The sequence below is a fragment of the Spirulina sp. CCY15215 genome (genome assembly GCF_016888125.1).
Classification (GTDB): domain Bacteria; phylum Cyanobacteriota; class Cyanobacteriia; order Cyanobacteriales; family Spirulinaceae; genus CCY15215.
The window spans coordinates 1-240 of sequence record NZ_JACSWA010000486.1 but is presented as its reverse complement, the minus strand read 5'-3'; the positions used below and the strand labels follow the sequence as shown (position 1 = coordinate 240).

Here is a 240-nt window from a genome sequence, read left to right as displayed (position 1 = left end):
ATGTGTTTATTGCCGCAGATTTGTTATGGTATCCCGTCAAATTGACGAAACAACAAATCTTAGAGCAAGAGGAGCCGCAAAAACAAGCACCAGATGTAATGGTAGCATTGGGAAGACCGAAAGGAGATAGAGGCTCTTATAGACAATGGGAAGAGGAAAATATCGCCCCACAAGTCGCATTTGAAATCCTATCTCCTGGGAACAAGAAAAAAGATATGGAGACAAAATTCAATTTTTATC

General features: G+C 40.0%; 1 protein-coding gene. It reads left to right on the top strand.

Annotated elements, in window-relative coordinates:
* Window positions 1-240 (top strand): Uma2 family endonuclease (locus tag JUI58_RS27800; protein WP_204104866.1); only part of this gene is annotated, 240 nt, incomplete at both ends.